An 18,002-nucleotide genomic window follows, 5' to 3' on the forward strand; every position below is an offset into this window, starting at 1 on the left:
GAGACCATGATAGAATAGGCAATGAGGGTAACATCTTTACCCTGACGTTTAATTTCACCTTTTCCAATGGGGACCTGATATTCTTCGTTGGGAATTTCTCCCTTTGTCCGGTAAAGAAGCTTATGTTCGACGAACAGTACCGGATTGCCATCCCGAATAGCACTTTTCAAAAGTCCCTTTGCATCATAAGGTGTTGCCGGTGCAACCACTTTGAGACCGGGGATGTGAGTGAACCATGATTCTAAACTACCCGAGTGATGTCCTGCGGCACCGGTACCTGATCCAACCGGGGCACGAAGCACCATAGGGACTTTCGCTTTACCACCAAACATGAATCGTATCTTTGCTGCCTGGTTTACCACCTGATCCGCACATAAAGTCATAAAATCAAAGAACATGATTTCCGCTACAGGTCGCATACCCACCAGAGAAGCACCAATTGCTGCACCGGCTATGGCTGCTTCTGAAATGGGGGTATCGATAACCCGTTCTTCGCCAAATTCTTCAATGAGCCCCTGAGTGACACCAAAAGCACCACCGTAGACACCGATGTCTTCCCCAATGAGGAAAACTGTGGGATCTCTACGCATCTCTTCTTTTAAGGCTTCCCGAATTGCTTCAGCATACGTGACGGTTTTATTCGGCATAGACCAGCCTCCTTGCTTCTTCTAAGGAAAGTTCTTCACTTGTTAAACCAAACTGAACGGCTTCTTGAATTTCTTCTTCGACTTTCTGTTTCAACCGCTCTAATTCTGAGGTACTTACACCTACCTCTTTAAGATGATTTTCTAACCTCTTGATAGGACATCGTTCTATCCACTGTTTGATCTCTTCTTTGGTACGGTACACGTTCTTGTCACTTTTAGAGTGACCCTTGAAACGGTACGTTTTAGCTTCAACGAGTGTCGGTCCGCTACCATTTCTTGCCCGCTCTACGGCCTGAATAGCCACTTCCTGCACGGCCAGGACGTCCATCCCGTCCACGGTTACTCCTGGGATTCCGTATCCTGCGGCACGTTCGGCAATATCCTGGATAGCAAAGGCTTTTTTGGTAGAGAAAGACATGGCATAGAGGTTATTTTCACAGAGAAAGACAACCGGGAGCTTCAAAACCGCGGCCAGGTTGACGGCTTCATGGAAAGCTCCTGTGTTGGCGGCACCATCCCCAAAAAAGCATAGAACAACTCTCCCCGTTTTCATCAATTTGCATCCCAGGGCAGCGCCTACCGCGATGGGGATTGCAGAGCCAACAATCCCGGTGGCTCCCAGGTTTCCCTTCTCAACATCAGCAATGTGCATCGAACCACCCAGGCCTAGACAATAACCCGTTTTCTTTCCCATGAGTTCGGCCATCATCCTTTTCACGTCTGCTCCTTTGGCAATACAGTGACCATGGCCGCGATGAGTAGAAGTAATGTAGTCCTCAGGACGGAGTGCAGCACATCCACCCACCGCCACGGCCTCTTCCCCGATATACAGGTGAAAGGTGCCCCATATTTTCCCTTCCATGTACAACTCTTCTGCCGTTTCCTCGAAACGACGAATCAGGTACATGGTGTAAAACATCTGTAGTTTTTCTTCCAGGGTAGGCAATGATTATCCCTCCCTGATGAGCATTTGCTCATCGTATTTTTCTTAGAGAAATTGTAACACGAATTTGAAGAAAGAGACAAAAAACATAGGTATTTTCTCAAAAATTTTTGCATAGAGTAAAGAAGGACTAAAATTCCGTTGACAACTTAAGAAAAGGAAAGTAGTATGAATCCGCAGAGGGGAATTTTTAAAAGTGATGCTGGGTTTTAAAAATGGACGATGAAAGTTATTGCTGAAAATCGAAAGGCAAGACACCTCTATACTGTGACTGATACGTTAGAGGCGGGTATTGCTCTTCGGGGAACCGAAATCAAATCGCTTCGCAGTCATTCTGTGAGTCTGGATCAGAGTTTTGCTAAAGTGGAGAAAGGTGAAGCATGGCTCTATGACATGTATATTGCACCATACCAATATGGGAATGTATACAATCATGATCCCAGAAGGCCACGGAAGCTCTTGTTGCACAAGAGAGAAATTTTGCGTTTGGGTTCATACACCGTCCAGCGAGGATTGACTATTGTTCCCCTAAGGGTGTATATTAACGAAAGAGGAAAGGCAAAAGTAGAAATTGCTCTGGTTAAACCGAAGAAGCTCTACGACCGCCGAAGAGAAATTCAAGAGCGTGAGGAGAAACGGGCGTTACAGCGTGTAACCAAGTGGAACGCATAGGGGGGCGTAAGGGTCTCGACAGGGCGCTGACGAGGGATAAGAGGCGGGCCGAGGTCTCCACCGGGGCTCGTAAAAAAGGTGGAAAAACATAAACGCCAACAACGAACTGGCACTTGCTGCGTAATTTGTAGCACGCCCTTAGACTGACTTCCTGCTAAGTCTAAGGGTGTAAGAAAGCGGGATAGGTTTCTGGGATTCCTCGAGTACCGGAAACCGAAAAAAACTCGAGGGATCCTTTCTCCATCTGGCCTCAGGGAGGGAGAAGGGTAAACGGAGCTGAGGCTACGCTCGTAGGCTCTTATCTTTCGAGAGTTCTGGACGCGGGTTCAACTCCCGCCGCCTCCACCAGATAGGTGTGGGGAACAAAGTGAACGAAGGTTTTCAAATTGTTTCTATTTTTGGGAGTGCTTTTTTGATTGGCTTTTCGGGAGCTTTGATGCCTGGTCCGCTTCTGGCGCTGGTTCTTTCTGGAAGCCTCAAAATGGGGTATAAAGCGGGACCTTTGACCGTTGTGGGACATGGAATTCTCGAGCTTGGCATGGTTGTAGCTTTAGTTTTGGGCTTGGGGAATTTTCTCTCTCATCGTGTTGTTTATCAGAGTATCGGTGTGGTAGGCGGCTTGATTCTTGTGTATTTTGGTATCGATATGCTCCGCAACATGCAAAACCTCAAGGTGGCAACGGAAAGAGGAGAGAAAACAACCAGGAGAGAAAATTTGGTTTTTCGTGGTCTTATAGCCAGCGTTTCAAATCCATACTGGTTGATGTGGTGGGTGACGGTGGGTCTGGCGCTGCTTGTTTCTGCAAGCCGTTTTCATCTCCTTGGTATTGTTGCCTTTTTTGGAGGGCATATCCTCTCGGACTTCGTATGGTACAGCTCGGTTTCGTTTGCCCTGGATCGGGGTAAAAACATTTTTTCGTACAATGTGTACAAGAGCCTGGTGGGTGTGTGTGGAGTTTTACTTCTTGCTTTTGGAACCTACTTTGCTCTTGGAGTGGTGCGATGATTCGATTAAAACTGGAGCCGGTCCCATATCGGTATGAAGAAACGGTGTATCTTTACTGGGAGTACGAGCTGGACAGCCCTTATGAGCTGTATTTTATGCCTTTCAATATTCTGAATAGCTTCCTGAGAGAGTCGGTGCAGCGGGAAGCCGAAATTGAAGAAGGGATTAATATCATCTTCGAAGACGGACGAATCAAAGTGTGGCTTCCGGTGTCAACGTACTCAGAATGGTTGTTCCGTAAGGTTGAGGAGATTTTACGGGAACGAATTAAGATTCTTCTCGAAGAAGTTACGTTTTAGAAAAATAAAAGGCAAGAAATGTAATAATACCGATAACGATGCGATAATATCCGAACGGGCGAAGGCCTCTGTGTCTAACTACCTTGAGAAGCACAAAGCAGGCGAGTATCCCGCAAGCAAAAGAGGCAATAAATCCGCTCCATAGGTTTACCGAAGGAAACAGGGAACTAGCTCGTATCTCGTAAATGCCTTTCAGGAAAGCGCCTCCTATAGTGGTTAGGGAGAGAAGAAAAGAAAAGAGAACCGCCTCCTCTCTTTTAAAGTTGAGGGCAAACAATGTCAGTAAAGTAATTCCAGAACGAGAAACACCAGGGAAGAGAGCCAGCGCCTGTGCGCAGCCCACTAAAAAGGATTCTGAAAAGGTCATATCTCCTAAATCTTTGAACCCTTCTTTTCTGAAAACTAGAAAAACCACCCCCAAAAAGAAGAGAATTAAGGATGTGAGTTGAAACTGGGTACGAAAATAGCTTTCTACTTTTTCTTCCAGAAGGTAACCCAGGATTCCAGCTGGTACAGTGGCAAGGAGAACGTTAAGAATCAGAATAGGCCTGCGAAAGAGACGACGATAGTAAGGATAAAGATAGAGTAGCACTGCGAGCCATGTACCCCCGTGAAGGATGACGTCGAACCAGAGAGAGGGTGTTTCTCTGAAAAAGAAGTGATAGAAGAAAATGAGATGTGCCGAAGAGGAAATGGGAAAAAATTCTGTAAGCCCCTGAATGCCACCCAGAATAATAGGTTGCCAGTTCATCTGTGTCTCCGCTTTTTTTGGTATTCTATAGCAAAAGGTTTGAGGAGTAAACTATAAAATAGCTGTCATTGAAGATTGCTCGTTTATTTTAAAAATATCACTACGCACTCCGTTTGAAACAAAAATAGTCATGTTACTCTTTTTTAAACCGTACTTAAAGGTGTTGTTGCCATTCCAAAGTTTTTGCTTTGTTTTTGCTGATGTTTTAGGAAACCATAAATGTGATTGAGTATGGTATGCTTATCATAAGAGTGCTGAGGTGGGGAAGTGGGAACCGCGATGAAAATCGTACCAGCTCTTCTGGGAAATATTCAATTGGGAGCGGAAATTCTAAAACGGGGAGGATTAGTTGCTTTTCCTACCGAAACCGTTTATGGTTTGGGAGCGGTAGCCTTTTTTTCCGAAGCGGTCGCTCGAATTTTTGAAGTAAAAGGTCGACCCCATTTTGACCCTTTGATTGTCCATGTTTCGTCGCAGGAAATGGTATTATCTCTGTGGCAAACGATGAATTCCAGAGTGGAAATGCTCATAGAAAAATTTTGGCCTGGGCCACTGACTCTGGTGTTGCCTAAAAAGGAGAATGTTCCTGATATTGTGACTGCTGGACTTCCTACGGTGGCGGTACGGATGCCTGCTCATCCTGTGGCACTTTCTCTCATTAGCATAACGGGTTTTCCGATAGCGGCACCTAGTGCCAATCGGTTTGGTCGGGTGAGTCCTACTCATGCTGAAGCTGTCAAAAAAGACCTTGGTAACCGGGTGGACCTCATTCTGGATGGAGGGAGGTGTGAATTAGGAATAGAATCAACCGTCTTGCTTATGGAGAGTGGGCGATTTTTTCTTCTTCGACCCGGGGCTCTGAGCGTGGAGGAACTGGAAGCAGTTGTTGGTAAAGTGGAAGTGATTTCTTCTTCTCGGCGGATTCTTTCGCCGGGGATGACCAGAAAACATTATGCTCCCAGCTTGCCCCTTTACCTTTTTGAGGGAGATGTCCGGAACTTTCCTTTTTCGGAGTTTGGAAATTTTGCTGTTCTCACTCCCTTTCCCATATATGTACAGGAAGAGAACGTCTTCGTTTTAAGCCATAAGGGAGACCTGAAAGAGGTTGCTAGTCGTCTTTTTGCGACTTTGCGGGAACTGGAGCAGTCTTCCTTCCAGGGTATCATTGCTCTTCCGGTGGAAGAAAAGGGGTTGGGGAGGGCAATTATGGACCGGCTGAGGCGGGCTTCTTCGGGATTGGTAAAGATAGAACAAAGAAAGGTCGTTTTCGTTGACAAGTAAGCCCAAATTGTGTTAGGTTTTTAGAAGAGGGGAGGTATCGAAGTGAAGAAGGTCACGCTATTTTTAGTGCTTTTGGGGTTGGTTTTTTCGGTTGCAGGGTGCAGTGGAACGCTCATCGTTGGTCCAGGGGTACCGGTCATGGGAAACGTACGAATATGCACCTATGATGCCTATATCTATGGATACGTGTACATTGATGGTCAAGATACTGGTTACCGGGTTGATGGGTGGGGTGGACCATACTGTACTGCTTATATCCGGATGGAGCTTGACCGAACTCATTCTTTAGAAGTGTGGAGTCCCATTGATGGAATAACCTATAGTGGTTCCTTCCGTCCTACGTACAGTGGACAGACGATAACCATAGGGCGAGGGCGTTTCTAAGAAGAGGGATAACAGGGTTTGGGAAGAAAAGATTTTTTTGTAGCCATTACAATTTTTGTTTTTTTGAGCTTCCTTCTTTCCGGTTGCCGGGTTGGTCTGGGCGTAGGGATTGAAACGAGAGTAGGGGTTATCTATTTTCTTTCTTCTCGGGAGGATATAAACGGTGAGTTATATGTAGATGGCAAGAAGATAGGATACCTTATTCCCGGTACGTATCTTGGAAAGTGGGTCTTTTTGGATTTCAAACACCAAGTGGAACTGCGTTGTGGGTACTGCGGTGCAGTGCATTCCATGGTTATCAATCCTCCTCTTTACGCCGGTCAAGTGATAACGCTTGATTTTCCCCATGAGTGACATCCTGCAAGAGAAGTGTATATCCTCTGTGGGGAAAATGCATCTCTTGGGGCATCAGGTCATTTTTACGGTAGCGAAAGAACATCACTTCACCAGCCAAAGTAAAACGAAAAGTGATTTCTTCACCATTTTCCTCTACGCTCCGAAATTTCCCTTTCCACACCATGCCTGATACCGAAATGAAGATGGAGATGATCCCTTCTTTTGTTTTCCCTTCTAAAAGAGCACTGAGAAGGAGAGGCACTTCTTCAACATCGAAAACCGGGGGTGAAAAATGGAGCCGGGTCATTTTCTCTCCCCAGGGAGCCTGGAGTTGAAGGGTAATGGTGTTTTCGTAATAGCGTGACTCTAATACCACTTCCCCCCTTGGGGTTTGAATCCACTTATAAGAGAGTTTTGGTTCCCAGTTGTGAGAGGTAAAAAATTCAGAATTTTTTCTGCTTGTGCCATGAGTGGTGATGAGCGATGAAACAACGTGGAAGCAAGTGTCGAGGGATTCAACAACATACTGGATTTGCCCTTCCTCCCCATGAGGGGTCAGGATCTGATAGTAGAAGACATTTTCCTGAGCGAAGATAGTACAGGAGAGAAGTAAAGGAATGGTCAAAGCAAAAATCCATTTCAGGGATCTCATCGTTTTTCTTCCTCTTTCCGTTGCAGGAGACGCTGGATGACGATAAACCCGATAATGATGATTAAAGGGAAAAAACTAACGAGGTATAGAGAGGAAAACAAGCGAAATCTGGGAACAAACTGTATGGTGGTTTCAATAAACCCTGGTATTCCTTTAAAGGCAAAAATGAAAGACAAAAGTGCGGACCGAGGAGGCCAACCATAGGGAGAGAGCAATGCGATACCCAGAAAAGCGCCATTCTGGGCATCAAAGATTGTTCTCATAATTCTGGAAACAAGGTAGGAAAGCGAAGGGAAAGCCATGAACTGACTGTAACCGTAATACACAGAGAGATGATGAAAAGATAGAAGCAAAGAATCCCGAAAAACCTTGCCCCATCCAAAGTGAAGACCGAGAAAAAAGGAAACGGCAAAGACCTCTTTATTTTGGGCAAACATTTCTGGCTTTTGATTCTTGGCAAGAATCAGAAGGATAAGAAGAATGAATAGTTCGGTAATGCTTACCGCGTAAGCTGAGAAAAACGCCCATGCTGTTCCTCCCTCGTAATCAAGCAGAGATTTTTCGATGAGCTGGTAGGGAAGCAAAAGAGGTAAAAGTATTGAGAGTAAGCTCCAAAGGATGATCTCTTTGGGAAATTTTTTGTGAAAAAGAAATGCCCAACACGCTCCCAAACCAAAAAAAATGACGCAACCAAGGGCAATCCAGTATTTCATGCGAATTACCGGTGGTCAACACCGATTTTAGGGCAATACGTCTCTATCGGACAGGTAGAACACTTGGGTTTGCGGGGAAGACACACATTCTGTCCGAATACTACCAGGAGGTGGTTGAAAGGAACCCAGTAAGAGATTGGTAATTTCTCTCGTAGGGCCTGTTCGCTCTCTTCAGGAGTTCTGGTTTGGACGTAACCCCAGCGGTTCACAATGCGGTGCACATGGGTATCTACACAGATGGCCGGTTTATTGAAGGCAATTGAGAGCACGAGGTTGGCCGTTTTCCTTCCCACTCCTGGTAACCGAAGGAGGCCTTCTATAGTATTCGGAATCTGCCCGCCATATTCCTCAACCAGAATCCGAGCGACTTGGTGCAGGATTTTGGCTTTTCTTCGGTAAAAACCTACTGGATAGATTATTTCGGCCAGTTTTTCTTCGGGAATGGTCAACAACGATTTCGGATCCTGGGCGACTAACTTTAACTTCCTGAGGACTTCGTTTGTGGTTTTGTCCTTAGTACGGTGGCTCAATATCCCTCCCACAAGGAGCAAAAAGGGGTTTTTCTCTAGAACATTCAGGGTCTGGTCTTGCCACGTGTTCTTTGCTTCCTGTAGAATGGTTAAAGCTTTTTCAATGTCCATGACAAAAATATAATGATAAGGAGGGAAAAATTCAAGTGAAGATTGTGATTCTTTTTGTCTACATCTTGGTTATGCTCTCTATCGGATACTACAGTATGCGTCGGACAAAGACCGTAGGAGATTTCTTCCTGGCAAATCGAAGTTTGGGTCCCTGGATTTCTGCGTTCGCCTATGGAACGACGTACTTCAGCGCTGTGCTTTTTGTAGGATATGCGGGAAGAATTGGCTGGGGATTTGGTTTATCCAGTCTCTGGATTGTAGTCGGAAATACCATCGTGGGTTCACTCCTGGCTTGGATAGTGCTTGCTAAAAAGACAAGACAGGTTACCGAAAAGCTGGGAACCATGACCATGCCTGAATTTCTTGAGAAGCGATATAATAGCCCTTTTCTAAAAATTTTCTCGGCGTTCATCGTCTTTATTTTTTTGATGCCCTATTCTGCTTCGGTGTACATGGGTCTCAGTTATCTTTTCGACGCTGTGGTGGGAATCCCCTATTTTTATGCGCTCCTACTCATGGCTGCCTTAACGGGGGCATACCTCATTATGGGTGGATACTTCGCGGTCAGCGTTAACGGGCTGGTGCAGGGAATTATTATGCTTTTTGGGGCATTGCTTTTAATTTTCTCTGTTCTGGGCCGACCTGAAGTAGGAGGATTTGCTCGGGCGATGACCAATTTGAGAGCGATCGATCCAAAACTGGTGAGTATGATTGGAGCGCCTGGATTTTGGCCTCTATTTGGACTGGTGGTTTTGACCAGCCTCGGGGTCTGGGGATTGCCACAGATGGTTCAGAAATTCTACTCCATAAAGAACGAGAGAGTTGTTTTTGCAGCAACGGTGATTGCTACCGTGTTTGCCCTTGTCTGCACCTTTGGGGCGTACTTCTCTGGAGCATTGACCCACCTTTTCTTTGGTAGACTTCCTGAAATAGGCGGGAAACCCAACCCAGAACTTCTAATGCCCCAACTGGTTGCCCAGTTTATGCCTGTGTCTTTTGGTATGGTTTTGCTTTTACTCATCTTTGCTGCGTCCATGTCTACCCTCTCGTCGCTGGTACTAGTTTCTTCTTCAGCTATTGCCATTGATCTTCTATCGCTCCGTTCGAAAAAAGGGTCAATTCTGGTAATGAGAATACTGTGCGGAGTATTCATATTTTTCTCCCTTCTCATTGCTTTTTATCGTCCTACCTTTATCGTTAACCTCATGTCAATTTCCTGGGGAACCACTGCAGGAGCTTTTCTTGCTCCTTATCTTTATGGTCTCTACTGGAAAAAGGCCAACACCAACGGAGCCATAGTCAGCATGATATGCGGTGTGGTCATAGGATTTGGGTTATCCTGGTACTATGGTTTTAGTTCCCAGGTTATTCCCCTCATTGGTTCTTTGGCTATGCTTATTCCTCTTGGTATTCTGCCTGCGGTATCTCTTTTATCGGCAAAAGGAAAATAAAGATTTAAAAAGAGGGAGGTATAATGATGAAAAAAGGCATTAATCAATGGGCTTTCCCAGCCTCTTTATCTTTTCGAGAAATCCTCCGGGTTGCCCGAAAATACGGTTTCAATGGGATTGAGCTTTGTTTGAATGAAGAAGGAGAAATGTCTTTGAATCAGCCGCTTTCTAAGTGGAAAGAGATTATTTCCTTTGCTGAAGCAAATGAGATTGAGGTGAGGAGTCTGGCCTGTGGTCTCTTTTGGAAATATAACCTTGTGTCGCGGGAGGAAAGGGTACGGATCAGGGCTCGGGACATTGTTAAAAAACTCATAGAGGTGGCCCAGGTACTAGGAGCAAAATCGGTTCTGGTGATTCCGGGGTATGTCAATGTCCCTTGGGATCCACAGTCCGAAATTGTTCCCTACGATATGGCCATGCAAAGGGCTAAAGAAGCGCTTTTAGAGCTTGCCCCTCTGGCTCAGGAGGCTCAGGTTATCTTGGGAGTAGAAAACGTATGGAATAAATTTCTCCTTTCTCCTCTTGAATTTCGCGATTTTGTAGATAGCATCAATAACCCTTTTGTAAAGGTGCATTTTGACACCGGTAATGTCCTTCTTTGCGGATATCCGGAGCAGTGGATTTCCATCCTAAAAGAGCGCATCGCCACCGTCCATGTGAAAGACTTCAAGGTAGCGGTGGGGACCATCGATGGCTTTTGCTTGCCCCTCGAAGGGGATGTGAACTGGCCCAAAGTGATGGAGGCATTGAAAAATGTGGGGTACGATGATTATCTCATTGCCGAATTTATCCCTCCGTACCGTTACTCCTGGGAGACGCTTTTAGCGAATCTCTCTTCGAACCTTGATTGTATTATGAGGATGGTCTAAAATGAAAACATGAAGAAAGAAGGTGATAGGAAAGGGAAATGGGAAAAAGTTTTTGTTGTTGAAGTGTAATTTAACCATGAGTCTTGAGGAGGGATGAGCATGAAAAAATGGATGGCTGTTGGTTTAGTGGTTGTTTTCCTTTTGGGATTGGTGATGGGTGCGTCCGCTCAGAAAAAGAAGGTAAGTGTATTATGGGCAGAATATGATGGTCTTACCCCGGACTACGCAGCGAATCTCGAGTCTGCTTTTGAGAAAGAATACCCAGATATTGACCTGAATATTATCTCCACTCCCTGGGATAAGATGCATGATCGCCTAATTTCCTTTGTGGCAGGGAAACAACCCCCTGACCTTTCGGTCATTGGAACCCGGTGGCTTTTGGAGCTTATGGACATGGGTGTAGTGGAACCGATTGAGCAGTGGTTAAGCAAGGACCTTCTTAACAACATTGATCCTGCTCTCATGGAAGGAAAGATCAAAGGAGTGCTCTATGGTTTGCCTGTGGCAGCAGGAACAAGATTAATGTACTACCGCTCAGATCTGATCGATAAGGCTCCGGAGACCTTTGAGGAAATGCTCCAGATTGCGCAGAAAATTAATAAACCCGAAGAAAAATTTTATGCGGTGGGGATGAGTGGAAAAAAATACGTCGAATTAACTGAATACGCTTATTATCTTTTTGGTAACGGTGGGTACTTCTTTGAAATCCTCCCCGATGGGAGTTATGGAAAGTGCACTGTTAATGATGAAGCCGGTGTTGGTGCCCTCACTTTCATGAACGACTTGGTGAATACGTATAAAGTGACTCAACCAGGGGTAGCTGCTTACCGAAGGGATGAATTGCAGGATCTGTTTATCTCTGGAAACCTGGGGATATTCTTTAGTGGAGGGTTTACTGCGGCGCTCTTGGAACAGAGAGGAGCACAGTTCCAGTGGAGCGTTGCCCCCATGCCTCACTTTGAAGGCAAGCCACAGAGCACTATAATCATTACCGATTCAATCGTGCTTTTCAAAGACTCTCAGGTAAAAGCAGAAGCAGCAAAGTTCCTGGATTTCTTCTACTCAGATCCCTGGAGGCTGGAATTTGATAAACTGGTTGGATTTCCACCAGTTACAAAATCTCTGGCCAATGATTCTTTCTTCCAGAAACCGGTTTATCAGGTGATGATTCAGCAGATTCCTGGGGCCAAAGGATGGCCTCTTATGCCGGAGTGGCCGGAATGCAACGATATTATTTGGGATAACATTGTAGCAACATTCTTAGGAGAAAAAACGCCGCAGAAAGCCATGGATGATGCAGCGCAGGAGATTGATTCGATTCGAGGGATGTGAAGAGAAAGGGTTGGGAGATGTTGTTCTCCCAACCCTTTATTGAAGGAAGAAGGAGAAAAATAGTTGGTGAGAGGGAAGTTTTGGAGGACAGAGTCGGTTGTTGCCTACCTCTTTATGGTGCCTGCTTCGGTTTTTCTACTTGTCTTTATGTTTTATCCCATTGTTTATGTAATTCTTATGTCGTTTTTTCGGGTCAACAAGTTAGGGGATTTGATGTCTTTCTCGGGGTGGGCGAACTTCCGATTCATGTTTGACAAGCCCGAGTTCTGGCAGGTTGTTCTGCGTTCCTGCATCTGGACAGCCATTGCAGTGGCGGTCAAGACAGGTCTGGGATTAGTGATTGCATTACTTCTTAATGTTGAATTTTTGGGGAAAAAACTGGCTCGAACCCTGGTAATTATCCCCTGGGCGAGTTCAGTGCCCATCAGCGCCATGATCTGGCAGTGGACGTATAACAATGATTTTGGACTTTTGAACCATACTCTGCGCGTTCTGGGTATCTGGAAAAATCCCCCTATCTGGCTGGCTGAACCGGGTTCGGCTTTTGCAGCCAACCTCTGGGTGGATATCTGGTGTGGGATTCCCTTTATGGCACTGGTTTTTCTGGCTGGGTTACAGGCAATTCCTCAGGAGCTCTACGAAGCGGCCGAAGTTGACGGAGCAACATCCTGGACCAAGTTTCGTTTCGTAACCTTACCGCTTTTAAGCGGTGTGTTAACTGTCGCTACTCTTCTTTCCACGCTCTGGACGTTCAATGATTTTAATGTAATTTATGTTCTCACTGCGGGAGGTCCCGGCACTTCTACTGATATCTTGATCACCTATATTTATAAGTACGCTTTTCAGTACTTGCGGTTTGGTCCAGCAGCAGCAATGGCAGTGATTACCTTTGCTATTCTCCTTACTGTGAGTATCATCTATGCTCGTAGCTACTTTAAAGAAGGGGCGTTTTAAATGAAAAGGGCTGGGCTCTACGCTGTTTATCCTCTGGTGATTTTTGTGCTCATCATTCTCCTTTTTCCCTTTTTTGTGATGGTTTCTACGGCCTTTAAACCGGTGAGTGAGGTGTATTCCAACCCACCTCACTGGATTCCTCGGGAACTATATTTCAGAAATTTTTCGGATATCTGGTACAAGTACCCCTTGGGCTCCTACTTCAAGAATAGTTTTATCATTTCGGTAGGGACCACACTTCTTACCATGATTTTCTGCATCCCGGCAGCTTATGCAGTGGCTCGGCTCAGATTTCGGGCCAAGAGTTTTCTTATGTACCTTTTTTTGGTGGTGCAAATGTTCTCTCCCATCATTGTGGTCATTTCCCTCTTTAAAATTGTTGCCCTTTTGGGGCTCCTGGATACCCTTTTATCTCTAGTCCTTACCAACAGCGTTTTTGCTCTGACTTTTGCTATATGGCTTTTAAGTGGTTACTTTCGCAATATTCCCAAGGAGATCGAAGAAGCTGCTCTTATTGATGGGTGTTCGCGAATACAGTCTATTATTCGCATCCTCCTTCCAGTGGCTATGCCCGGAGTGGTGACCACCATCATCTATACTTTTATCTCTGCTTGGAATGAATTTATGTTTGCCCTGACATTTATCACCTCTATGGATAAAAGGCCGCTTACTCTGGGATTGTACAATTTCATTGGACGGTGGACGGTGCAGTGGCAGTATCTGATGGCTTCGGCGATTCTGGCACTCATTCCCGTGGTGATTCTCTTTATGTTCATCGAGCGGGAGCTGGTACAGGGGCTGGCAGGAGGAGCGGTCAAAGGATAAGTGAAGAAGATTGACTTCCAGTGGCATCTTACCAATCGTTGTAACCTTCGCTGTCGGCACTGTTATCAATCGCAGTTTCAGGATGACTTTAAAGAGCATTTAATTTTTGGGGTAGCAGAGCGTCTTTTGGGAGAGCTTAAGGATTATGGGTGTCGGACCATTTTGAACTTAACTGGAGGGGAACCATTTCTCTTGGGAGAGCGTTTCTTTTCCCTCCTCCATCTTTTAGACTGCTCTGAGCCAGTGCAAGAAATTACCATCACTACCAATGGCCTTCTGGTTAACAGGGAAATGATTCAGAAAATCAGTGCCTATCAAAAGGTAACCACACTGAAAATTTCTCTCGAAGGGGCCTGTGCTGAAACGAACGATGCTATTCGGGGGAGGGGAGTTTTTGAAAAAGTGGTCAAAAAATTGCAGGAGATAAGAGAAAACAGCACTATTCAAACCATTCTCATGTTCACAGTGCATAAAAGAAATTTTTCTGAGCTGGAGGACATGTTTACTCTGAGTCGGAACCTAGGTGTTAGTGGATTGATGGTAGAACGCTTCATTCCCGAAGGAAGGGGAAAGATGATGTCGGAAGAACTGTTAGGTGCCCAGGATTGGGAAGACATCGTCCAGAAGCTTATCACTCTTACTCAGATTGATGTTACCCCTTTGGAATTGGTCTCGTACCGGGCTTTTCTGGTAAAGTTTGGGAAGGAGATCGAACTTTGGGGGGCACCCTGCAATCTTAAAGAAACATTTTGTATCATGCCCGATGGAACTATTTTACCCTGTCGCCGTTTCTTTTACCCTTTGGGAAATATCCTCAAAGAAGGACTGTTTCACTCTATCACCAATGCGACACTTTTACAGAGGGTAGCCGAAAAGAGCATTTTAGAGGGAAAATGTAGAACGTGTTCTCTATCGTATTGCTTTGGCTGTCGGGCGCTTGGCTATGCATTATCTCGCAATCCTTTTGCCGAGGATATTCAGTGTTTTATGCCAGGCTAAGTCCGGATTTCGACGACATCTCGATCCGAAAGGACGTACTCTGGTGGGACCAATTGGCCCTCAAACCGGGTGGAACCCCACACTCTTGCTCCTTTCAGGTTTTTCAATAAATCGTGATGGATTTGTTCTGCTAGATCTCGCACCGTTTCGCCCTTTTTCAGAATAAAGGGACGCTCAAAATCGGGAGGTTTTCCAGGGGGTTTACTGTACACCCTGATGATACCGGCGATATCGAAGACGCATTTCTTGATGGTGTTTTTTTCCTCTGCCCCCAGGTGATGGAGGGAAGTACCTTGAACCAGAAAACGGTCTTTGTAGAAATCTCGAATCACCTCGACCGCTTCCCAGTGCTCTTCGCTTTCTACTTTGTTTATCAGAATGAAAGTGGGGAGAAAAAACCAGCTTGCTGAAGGGAGTTCCAAGGTTTCTGTCCCTGTCCTGATTTTACTATCCTTTAGTGCTTCTAAAATTAATTCCAGTTCTTCCAAGATTTTTGTACTCTGAGCGTCAAGAAGAAGAACTGCTCCTTCAATCCGGCGCAGGGCATTGGCAAAATTCCCTTCGATTTTTCTTTCCCCTATCGGTGGTAAATCCAAAAGCTGAATTCTTATATCTTCGTACGGCATCATCCCCGGTGTGGGGTAAAAAGTGGTAAACGGATAAGCTGCGACTTCTGGACGGGCGTTGGTAAAAACACGAAGGAAGGTGGATTTACCACTGTTGGGAGGACCAAGGATGGCGATCTGTGCAGCACCACTTTTCTCAATGAAAAAGGGGTCAAAAGATTTACCTTTCTTACTTTTTTCCGAATCTGCCCTTTTCAGTTTGGAGATTTTTTGTTTTATTTCTGCCTGGAGTTTTTCAGTACCTTTGTGTTTGGGAATAATGGAAAGCATTTCCTCCAGAGCTTCCAATTTTTCCTCTGGAGTTTTTGCCTGGCGGTATTTCTCCTCGATTTCAAAGTAGTGAGGAGGTAAGTTTGCCGGCACAAGAAGTACCTCTCATCAAATATTTTTTGCCCATCTGTTATTTTACACCAAAAAATTTTGCTTTTTCTAGAGTTAGTTTTAGGTACGTTTTTGAAAACCATTGCGAATTTTCCCGTGGAAAGCAAAAACATTTCTTGACGCTTTTCTACTGTATCGGTTAAGATTAATGCAGGTTGAAGGTTGTATGCTGGGAGGGTTTATGCGCATCATTGCTGTTGCCAACCAAAAAGGAGGGGTAGCAAAAACTACGACCTGTATCAATCTGGGAGCTGCGTTGGCATACCATGCTCGTCAAGTGCTCATCATTGATATGGATCCCCAGGCTCATTCAACTTTAGGTTTGGGTTTTGAGCCGAATGAGCTTGACAAAACCATTCTCAACGCCCTTGAACCACCAAAAAGCCCCTACCGGATGGAGTTGAAGGAGGTCATCATTCCCACGCGAACACCGAATCTCTATCTTGCACCGGCCAATATTGACCTTGCAGGAGCTGAATATCGCCTGGTTGATAAGATAGGAAGAGAGGATTTTCTAAATGGGAGTATTCAGCGAGCAAATCTGACCTTTGATTATATTTTAATTGATTGTCCTCCCTCTCTGGGTATACTCACCATTAATGCGCTTAAGGCTTGTCGTGAAATCATCGTTACCATTCAACCTCATTACTTTGCCATGCGGGGTATTGAGGAGTTTATGGAAACTGTTGAATTAATGCGGGAGAATTTAAGACACACTCCGGAAATTTATGTTCTTATCACCATTGCTGATACGCGTACGAATCTCTACCGTGAGGTCATCAACGAGATCCAGGACTACTTTGGAGATCGCCTATTTGAAACCATTATCCACCGCAATATTTCCTTGGCAGAAGCGACAAGTCATGGGGTGCCAGTTATCGAATATGAGCCCAATTCCAGTGGGGCGCAAAACTACATTTCCCTGGCAAAAGAGGTGATTAAACTTGAAAAAGAAAAGCCTAAAAAGAGGCTTTTCCGAGCGCATTGACTTTAAGAGAGAGCTTATCCGGGATACCACGAAAGATATAGAAGAAGGGATCCCCCCTGTTTCAGATGTAAAAGCAGCTGGAAAATCAAAGTCGAAGTTGCCTACATCAAAGGTTTCTGAAAAAGAAAAAAAGAAAAAAACAGAAGAAAAAGTAGGGGTCATAAAGGTTATTGGTATTGGAGGAGGAGGAAATAACGCCATTAATCATATGGTGGAGTCGGGTCTCGAAGGTGTGGAACTTATCGCTGTGAATACTGATGTTCAGTCTCTCAAGAAATCCCTCGCTCCCCATAAGGTTCAGATTGGATTTAATCTGACACGTGGGTTGGGAACGGGAGGAGATCCACGTATTGGAGAAGAAGCGGCAAAGCAGGATCGGGAAAAGCTGGTTCAACTTATCGATCGTTCAGATCTTGTTTTTGTGACCGCCTGTATGGGAGGAGGAACGGGCACTGGTGCAGCTCCGGTTATCGCTGCTCTGGCCAAGGAAGCGGGGGCGTTGACCCTGGGTGTAGTCACAAAACCTTTTGGTTTCGAGGGTTGGAAAAGAAAATCGCAGGCAGAAGAAGGAATACGTCGTTTGCAGCAGGTGGTTGATGCTTTAATTGTTATTCCTAATGAGCGTCTCTTCCAAATTTCCAAGAAGGACACTTCCCTGGCTGAGGCTTTTAAATTTGCTGACCACGTCCTGTATCAAGCGGTAAGAGGGATTACCGATCTTATTACTTTTCCTCAGGATATTAATCTTGATCTTGCTGACCTTCGAACCGTGCTGAGTGGAGCGGGGATGGTCTGGATTGGTATTGGTCATGGAAGGGGAAGGGAGAAAGCCAAGCAGGCGGTGGAGGAGGCAACCTCGAGTCCTCTGCTCGAAATATCGGTGAAAGGAGCCAAGTCAGTTATTCTCAATATCACCGGTGGACCAGATATGACATTGGGAGAAATTAACGAAATTGTGGAGATTATCACCAATAATGCTGGAACCGATACCGATATTCTCTGGGGATATAAAGTGGAAGACACCGTTTCGAACGAGCTTACGGTAACGGTTATTGCCACTCGCTTTGAAGAAGAGAGCAAAGAAGAACTGGAAGAAAGTTTCGAGAGTGAAATTGAGGGAAAAATCATTATTGAAGATGAGCTTGATGTGCCACCTTTTCTGAGAGAGATCCAGAAAAAGAAAGCGATTCCGGAAGAAAAACCAAAAATGAATGAGGGTTTCCCATTTTTTAAAAGGATGAGAGGTGAATAG

The 18,002-nt window shown here is 45.2% G+C and carries 21 protein-coding genes and 1 other RNA gene; 15 read left to right on the plus strand and 7 right to left on the minus strand.

Annotated elements, in window-relative coordinates:
- Positions 1-647 (minus strand): alpha-ketoacid dehydrogenase subunit beta (locus tag ABDK92_07120; GenBank protein ID MEN3186392.1); only part of this gene is annotated, 647 nt, incomplete at its 3' end.
- Positions 637-1,566 (minus strand): thiamine pyrophosphate-dependent dehydrogenase E1 component subunit alpha, encoded by a 930-nt coding sequence (locus ABDK92_07125; protein ID MEN3186393.1) that lies wholly within the window; start codon positions 1,564-1,566, stop codon positions 637-639. The genes ABDK92_07125 and ABDK92_07120, both read right to left, overlap by 11 nt.
- A gap of 246 nt (positions 1,567-1,812) precedes the next feature.
- On the opposite strand from ABDK92_07125, the gene smpB reads away from it, so the two are divergent.
- The 4 genes from smpB to ABDK92_07145 all read left to right on the plus strand — a co-directional run bounded on the left by smpB (position 1,813) and on the right by ABDK92_07145 (position 3,567).
- Positions 1,813-2,262, plus strand: a complete 450-nt coding sequence (gene smpB / locus ABDK92_07130) for an SsrA-binding protein SmpB (protein MEN3186394.1) — start codon at positions 1,813-1,815, stop codon at positions 2,260-2,262.
- Positions 2,263-2,610, plus strand: a transfer-messenger RNA (tmRNA) gene (gene ssrA / locus ABDK92_07135).
- Positions 2,611-2,629: 19 nt separating this feature from the next.
- Positions 2,630-3,268, plus strand: coding sequence for a LysE family transporter (locus ABDK92_07140; GenBank protein MEN3186395.1), 639 nt, complete (start codon positions 2,630-2,632; stop codon positions 3,266-3,268).
- The gene (locus ABDK92_07145) at positions 3,265-3,567 is read left to right on the plus strand and encodes a hypothetical protein (protein MEN3186396.1); all 303 of its coding nucleotides are present in this window, start codon (positions 3,265-3,267) and stop codon (positions 3,565-3,567) included. Before ABDK92_07140 ends, ABDK92_07145 begins: the two co-directional genes overlap by 4 nt.
- Here the strand turns inward: ABDK92_07145 and ABDK92_07150 are convergent.
- Complete coding sequence (locus tag ABDK92_07150; GenBank protein MEN3186397.1) at positions 3,557-4,318, minus strand: undecaprenyl-diphosphate phosphatase; 762 nt, start codon at positions 4,316-4,318, stop codon at positions 3,557-3,559. The genes ABDK92_07145 and ABDK92_07150 overlap by 11 nt on opposite strands.
- Before the next feature lie 279 nt (positions 4,319-4,597).
- On the opposite strand from ABDK92_07150, the gene ABDK92_07155 reads away from it, so the two are divergent.
- Genes ABDK92_07155 through ABDK92_07165 form a run of 3 tightly spaced genes read left to right on the plus strand, consistent with a single transcriptional unit; the run spans position 4,598 to position 6,337 of the window.
- Positions 4,598-5,599, plus strand: a complete 1,002-nt coding sequence (locus tag ABDK92_07155) for an L-threonylcarbamoyladenylate synthase (protein MEN3186398.1) — start codon at positions 4,598-4,600, stop codon at positions 5,597-5,599.
- A gap of 42 nt (positions 5,600-5,641) precedes the next feature.
- A complete protein-coding gene (locus ABDK92_07160; GenBank protein MEN3186399.1) occupies positions 5,642-5,983 on the plus strand; it encodes a hypothetical protein in 342 nt (113 codons plus the stop codon).
- 18 nt (positions 5,984-6,001) lie between these two features.
- Positions 6,002-6,337: a hypothetical protein gene (locus ABDK92_07165; protein MEN3186400.1), complete on the plus strand. Its 336-nt coding sequence runs from the start codon at positions 6,002-6,004 to the stop codon at positions 6,335-6,337.
- On the opposite strand, the gene ABDK92_07170 is transcribed toward ABDK92_07165, so the two are convergent.
- From ABDK92_07170 to nth, 3 genes are read right to left on the minus strand one after another with little or no spacing between them, the layout of a single operon-like run.
- The gene (locus ABDK92_07170) at positions 6,282-6,971 is read right to left on the minus strand and encodes a hypothetical protein (GenBank protein ID MEN3186401.1); all 690 of its coding nucleotides are present in this window, start codon (positions 6,969-6,971) and stop codon (positions 6,282-6,284) included. The genes ABDK92_07165 and ABDK92_07170 overlap by 56 nt on opposite strands.
- On the minus strand, positions 6,968-7,684 hold the full coding sequence (locus ABDK92_07175) for a hypothetical protein (protein MEN3186402.1): 717 nt from the start codon (positions 7,682-7,684) through the stop codon (positions 6,968-6,970). The genes ABDK92_07170 and ABDK92_07175 overlap by 4 nt, the downstream gene beginning before the upstream one ends.
- 5 nt (positions 7,685-7,689) lie before the next feature.
- Positions 7,690-8,325 (minus strand): endonuclease III, encoded by a 636-nt coding sequence (gene nth / locus ABDK92_07180; protein MEN3186403.1) that lies wholly within the window; start codon positions 8,323-8,325, stop codon positions 7,690-7,692.
- A 35-nt stretch (positions 8,326-8,360) separates the two neighbouring features.
- Between nth and ABDK92_07185 the strand changes: the two genes are divergently transcribed.
- The 6 genes from ABDK92_07185 to ABDK92_07210 all read left to right on the plus strand — a co-directional run bounded on the left by ABDK92_07185 (position 8,361) and on the right by ABDK92_07210 (position 14,755).
- On the plus strand, positions 8,361-9,776 hold the full coding sequence (locus tag ABDK92_07185) for a sodium/solute symporter (GenBank protein MEN3186404.1): 1,416 nt from the start codon (positions 8,361-8,363) through the stop codon (positions 9,774-9,776).
- Positions 9,777-9,799: 23 nt separating this feature from the next.
- Complete coding sequence (locus tag ABDK92_07190) at positions 9,800-10,645, plus strand: sugar phosphate isomerase/epimerase family protein (GenBank protein ID MEN3186405.1); 846 nt, start codon at positions 9,800-9,802, stop codon at positions 10,643-10,645.
- A gap of 99 nt (positions 10,646-10,744) precedes the next feature.
- On the plus strand, positions 10,745-11,977 hold the full coding sequence (locus ABDK92_07195; GenBank protein MEN3186406.1) for a sugar ABC transporter substrate-binding protein: 1,233 nt from the start codon (positions 10,745-10,747) through the stop codon (positions 11,975-11,977).
- Between the two features lie 66 nt (positions 11,978-12,043).
- On the plus strand, positions 12,044-12,931 hold the full coding sequence (locus ABDK92_07200) for a sugar ABC transporter permease (protein ID MEN3186407.1): 888 nt from the start codon (positions 12,044-12,046) through the stop codon (positions 12,929-12,931).
- Positions 12,932-13,756, plus strand: coding sequence for a carbohydrate ABC transporter permease (locus ABDK92_07205; GenBank protein ID MEN3186408.1), 825 nt, complete (start codon positions 12,932-12,934; stop codon positions 13,754-13,756).
- Positions 13,757-14,755: a radical SAM protein gene (locus tag ABDK92_07210; protein ID MEN3186409.1), complete on the plus strand. Its 999-nt coding sequence runs from the start codon at positions 13,757-13,759 to the stop codon at positions 14,753-14,755.
- On the opposite strand, the gene ABDK92_07215 is transcribed toward ABDK92_07210, so the two are convergent.
- A complete protein-coding gene (locus tag ABDK92_07215; protein ID MEN3186410.1) occupies positions 14,752-15,744 on the minus strand; it encodes a TGS domain-containing protein in 993 nt (330 codons plus the stop codon). The genes ABDK92_07210 and ABDK92_07215 overlap by 4 nt on opposite strands.
- Positions 15,745-15,943: 199 nt before the next feature.
- Between ABDK92_07215 and ABDK92_07220 the strand changes: the two genes are divergently transcribed.
- Together ABDK92_07220 and ftsZ are read left to right on the plus strand one after the other, a co-directional pair.
- Entirely contained in the window at positions 15,944-16,750 is an 807-nt protein-coding gene (locus ABDK92_07220; GenBank protein ID MEN3186411.1) for a ParA family protein, read from the plus strand.
- Positions 16,707-18,002, plus strand: coding sequence for a cell division protein FtsZ (gene ftsZ / locus ABDK92_07225; GenBank protein ID MEN3186412.1), 1,296 nt, complete (start codon positions 16,707-16,709; stop codon positions 18,000-18,002). The genes ABDK92_07220 and ftsZ overlap by 44 nt, the downstream gene beginning before the upstream one ends.

Source organism: Atribacterota bacterium, assembly GCA_039638595.1.
GTDB classification, from domain to species: Bacteria; Atribacterota; Atribacteria; order Atribacterales; family Caldatribacteriaceae; genus Profundicultor; species Profundicultor thermophilus.